The organism is Candidatus Polarisedimenticolia bacterium, from assembly GCA_035764505.1.
Classification (GTDB): Bacteria; Acidobacteriota; Polarisedimenticolia; order Gp22-AA2; family AA152; genus AA152.
The window spans coordinates 1-4,693 of sequence record DASTZC010000238.1; the positions used below are offsets into that span (position 1 = coordinate 1).

The 4,693-nt window shown below is 67.5% G+C and carries 5 protein-coding genes; all 5 read right to left on the minus strand.

Translation table 11 applies throughout. The annotated features are described in order from the left end of the window. Window positions 1-800 (minus strand): histidine kinase (locus VFW45_15785; GenBank protein HEU5182246.1); only part of this gene is annotated, 800 nt, incomplete at its 3' end. A 19-nt stretch (window positions 801-819) separates the two neighbouring features. Further along, window positions 820-1,323, minus strand: coding sequence for a hypothetical protein (locus tag VFW45_15790; GenBank protein HEU5182247.1), 504 nt, complete (start codon window positions 1,321-1,323; stop codon window positions 820-822). Window positions 1,324-1,332: 9 nt separating this feature from the next. Beyond that, window positions 1,333-2,028: a DUF5668 domain-containing protein gene (locus VFW45_15795; protein HEU5182248.1), complete on the minus strand. Its 696-nt coding sequence runs from the start codon at window positions 2,026-2,028 to the stop codon at window positions 1,333-1,335. 214 nt (window positions 2,029-2,242) lie between these two features. Then, window positions 2,243-3,787: an amino acid permease gene (locus VFW45_15800; GenBank protein HEU5182249.1), complete on the minus strand. Its 1,545-nt coding sequence runs from the start codon at window positions 3,785-3,787 to the stop codon at window positions 2,243-2,245. Between the two features lie 17 nt (window positions 3,788-3,804). Next, the coding region (locus VFW45_15805; protein ID HEU5182250.1) for an APC family permease at window positions 3,805-4,693 on the minus strand (889 nt) is incomplete at its 5' end.

The window sequence follows — 4,693 nt, forward strand, 5'->3', positions numbered from 1 at the left end:
TGCGCGATGCCGTGTCGTACCGCGTTCTCCACCAGCGGCTGCAGCAGCAGCGGCGGGACCGGGCAGTCGCGGCACGGCTCGTCCACCTCCAGGTCCACCTTCAGCCGCTCCCCGAAGCGGATGCGCTCGACCGCCAGGTAATCGGCGACGAGCGACAGCTCCTCGCCGAGCGGGATCTGATCGCGCTCCCCGAGGTCCAGGCTGCGGCGCATGAAACCGGCCAGCAGCAGGCACATCCGCCGCGCCGCCGGCGGGTCCGCGGTGGCGAGCGTGGCGATCGAGTTCAGGCTGTTGAACAGGAAGTGCGGGTCCACCTGCGCCCGCAGGGCGCGCAGCTCGGCCTCGCGCGCCAGCTCGCGCGAGCGCGCGCTGCGGATTTCCAGCTCCCCGGCCGCCTCGAGGGCGAGGTTCAGGTAGTGCACGGTAACCGCCAGCAGATAGATCAGGACCGCCGAGAAGGCGAGCGTCGGCATCTCGGCTGCGAACCGGTCCGCAGCCCCCGGGTAGCGCGGCAGCTTCTCCAGGAGCCGCGCCCCGACGAATCCGAGGAACAGCCACACGGTGGTGGAGACCACCCCGGCCGAGAGGTGGGTGACGACGACCCGGCCCAGCCTGCCGGCGGTCGGCGGCACGGCGCGCGCCGGGTAGCGCGCCGCCATGCAGAGGACCGCCTGCCCGAACCCGAGAGGCATCCCCAGCAGGATCGCCTCGTCCCAGGCCGACCCGCCGCGAAACCCCATGAGCGTGGCGACGAGCCCCCCCAGGAGGGTTCCGACGGCTGCGAACAGGACGGCGTTCATGCGCGAAGCGCTCCGGGAATCAATGCACCACCTCGATCCGGCCCGCCAGGACGAAAGCCTCCAGATGGACCTTCTTTACCTCGGATCCTTCCGCCTTCTTGGCATAGTTCTCGATCGCGCCGGCGGCGGCGACGTTGTCGGCCGACATCACCGCCCAGTCGGGCGGCACCTTCACCACGGCGGCTCCGGCGATGACCACGACCTCCAGTCGCCCGCTGTCGCCCTTCATCTTCGCGGCGGACAGATCCAGGACGCCTCTTCCGGCGATCGCCACCAGCTCCGCGCTGCGAAACGCCTGGGAATCGGACGAATACCTCGCCTCGCGCATGATGGCATGCGCTTCCACGTTCTCCTGCCGGGAAGTCTCCGCGCTCCGGTCGCCCGGCGGAATGTCATCGTAAAGCGTGCCGTGGCGGCGCGCCACCGCGATGCTGCCGGCGCAAATGCCGGCGAAGATCGCGAAGGCGATGAGCGCCGCCCCGATTCCGGGTCTCGAAGTGTCGTTTGCATCGAGATTGGTCATGACACTCTCCTAATTCTTTATCTCGACACCGCCCATGATCGCGGTGCCGCGGACGATGAGCCGGGGACCGCCCGGCTCGCGGGGCTGCTCGCTCTTGTCCTCGAACCCTCCCAGGATCGGCGTTCCGTGCACCACCACGCCCCAGGTGCGGGGTACGATGATCTCGATGCCGCCCCACATCGCGAAGACATCCAGGATCGCCTCCTCCCCCTTGATCACGGCCTGGCGAAGGTCGAGCTTCGATCCTCCCAGGATGGCGGTCACGTCGCCGCCGCGGAAGTCGGTGGAGCTGCCGTGATGCTCGGAGCCGCCCAGGATCGAGAAGGTGCTCAGACCCGACTTCTCATCCGGCGGCGGTCCGATGGGAGAGCGTCCCATGCCGCCCCAGATCAGGCGCACCCCGACGAGGACCACCAGGATCGGCCAGAGGTTCCACAGGCTGTAGTGCCAGACCCCGATGTTCTGCAGGAGCAGCCAGAGTCCCACGATCGCGAACACCACCCCCGCGAACCTCCCGGGGGTGCCCTGTGGCCGCAGCATCTTGGCCATGCCGACGGCGATGAGCACCAGCGGCCAGAACCGCCAGATGTTGGCGACGTGGATGACATCGAAATTGTTGAGGAGCGCCAGGGCTCCCAGGCAGAGGATCACCAGCCCGGCGAACAGCCGCGCGGCATTGCGGGGTGATCGGAGCTCTTCCACCATCTTCCTTCCCTCCTGGTCCCCGGGATTCGGGGCATCCGTTGCGAAGGATACGGACCGGAGAACCGGGCGTCTTCAGTTTATCGGTGAGCGGTGGTCCGGCGCCGGTGAATGACGCCGCCGCAGCCTGCGATGCGTGTGATCGGGGCTCGCGGGCAGAAATAAAAAGGGCGGCCGCCGGGCCGCCCTTTGGTTTTCCAGGCTCGATGGAAGGCCTTCAGCGCCGCGCGACCGACTCCACGCGGCCTCCGCCGCCGGCCGTCACCGGCGCTTCGCCGCCCACCCGGGTCAGGACCGAGTGATGCCGCCCGTACAGGAAATAGATGACCAGCCCGATGGCGAGCCAGACGAACAGCCGCCACCAGTTGGCCGTGGGGAGCGAGAACATCAGCAGCAGGCAGGAGCCGATCCCCAGGATCGGCACCAGCGGGACCATCGGACAGCGGAAGGGGCGCTCCGCGTCGGGATACTTCTTGCGCATGATCAGCACCGCTGCGCAGACCACGACGAAGGCGAACAGCGTCCCGATGTTGGTGAGATGGAGCAGCGCGTCAATCGGCAGGAAGCCGGCCATGGTGATGACGAAAGAGCCGATCAGGATGGTGGAGCGCCAGGGAGTCCGGAAGCGCGGGTGGACGTCGCCGAAGAAGCCGCGCGGCACCAGACCGTCGCGCGCCATCGCCAGGAAGACACGCGGCGCGGAGAGCATCATGACCAGCAGCACCGAGGTGATCCCGGCGACGCCGGCCACGGCGATGATTCCTTCCGCCCAGCCGAGCCCCTGCTGCTGGAAGGCGCGGCTGACCGGGGCGTTGATGTCGAGCTGGTTGTAGCGGACCATCCCGGTGAGCACCGCCACCACCGCGATGTAGAGGACCGTGCACAGGATCAGCGACGCGACGATGCCGATGGGGACGTCGCGCTGCGGGTTCTTGGCCTCCTCGGTGTGCGTGGAGACCGAATCGAATCCGATGTAGGCGAAGAAGATGATCGCCGCCCCGGCCAGCATCCCCACCGGCGAGCCGCCGGGATCGGTCTGTCCGGCGACGTGCTTGCCGAAGATGTTGATGCCGGTCCAGCCGAAGGGGGCGAAGGGGTGCCAGTTGGCCGGGTCGATGAAGAAGACGCCGACGCCGATGACGAACAGCACCGCCGCCAGCTTGATCATGACCATGGTGGCGTTGAAATTCGCGCTCTCGTGGATCCCTTTCACCAGGACCATCGTCACGATGGCGACGATCAGGATGGCGGGCAGGTTCAGGATCGAGCCGGTCGAGACGAAGCCGCCCGTCGCCGCGTCATAGCGCCAGGGCGATTCCCGCAGCGCCTGCGGGAACGCGAAGCCGACCTTGTTGAGGACGTTCTGGAAGTAGCCCGACCAGCCGGTGGCTACGGTGGCGCTGCCCACGGCGTACTCCAGCACCAGGTCCCACCCGATGATCCAGGCGAACAGCTCGCCCAGCGTCGCGTAGGCGTAGGTGTAGGCCGAGCCGGCCACCGGCACCATCGAGGCGAACTCGGCATAGCACAGCGCCGCGAAGACGCAGGTGATACCCGCCATCACGTAGGAGAGCATCAGGGCCGGGCCCGCCACGTTGTGCGCGGCGGCGCCGGTGGCCACGAAGATGCCCGCCCCGATGATCGCCCCGACTCCCAGGCTGGTGAGCTGCACCGGCCCGAGGATCCGGCGGAGCCGGTTCTCCCCCTTCATCTCCTCCAGCAGGAGGGCGAGCGGTTTGCGTTTGAAGAGATTGGATGCCATGCCTTCACTCCCGGGGGTTAGCGGCCCGCCTCCGGGGCGGGGGATCGAGCCGGCAGCCCCGCCCGCTTCCATAGAAAGTAGACCGGGATGCCGGTCAGGACGATGACCAGGCCCGGCCAGGTGGTCTGGGTCTTATAGAGTATCAGGACGAGCATGATGACGGTGGCCGCCACCATATAAAGGATGGGGACCAGGGGATAGCCGAAGGCGCGGTAAGGGCGCTCCGCGTCCGGCATCTTGCGGCGCAGGATGAAGATGCCGGCGATCGTCAGCACGTAGAAGATGAGGACCGAGAAGACGACGTAATCCAGAAGGTTGCTGTAGAGGTTGCCGTAGGTCGGGTTCCCGGCGGCATCCAGGATCGGCGCTCCGGCGGCGTCGCGCAGCCGCGTGCGGGGCAGGACCAGAAGCGAGGCCCAGAGGCACTGCAGCACCAGTCCGAAGGCCGGAACATGCTTCTCGTTGAGCCTGCCGGTCGACTTGAAGAACAATCCATCCTTCCCCATGGCGTAGTAGACCCGCGCCCCCGCCAGGATGAGTCCATTGTTGCAGCCGAAGGTGGAGATGACGATGGCGACGGCCATGATGATGGCGCCGGCGGGGCCGAAGATGACGCCCAGCGCGGCGGTTGCGACGCGATCGTCCGGGGCCTGTTGGATCTGCTGCATCGGCAGCGTGACCAGGTAGGCGACGTTCGCCAGCACGTAAAGGGTCAGGACCAGCCCCGTCCCGAAAACCAGCGACAGCGGGATGTTCTTGCGCGGATCCTTCACCTCGCCGGCGGTGAAGGTGATGTTGTTCCAGGCATCGGCCGAGAACAGCGAGCCGACCTGCGCCACGCAGAAGGCCACCAGCAGCCCGAAGCCTCCCATCGCCGCGGTGACCGCCGGGACGAAGGAGAAATCG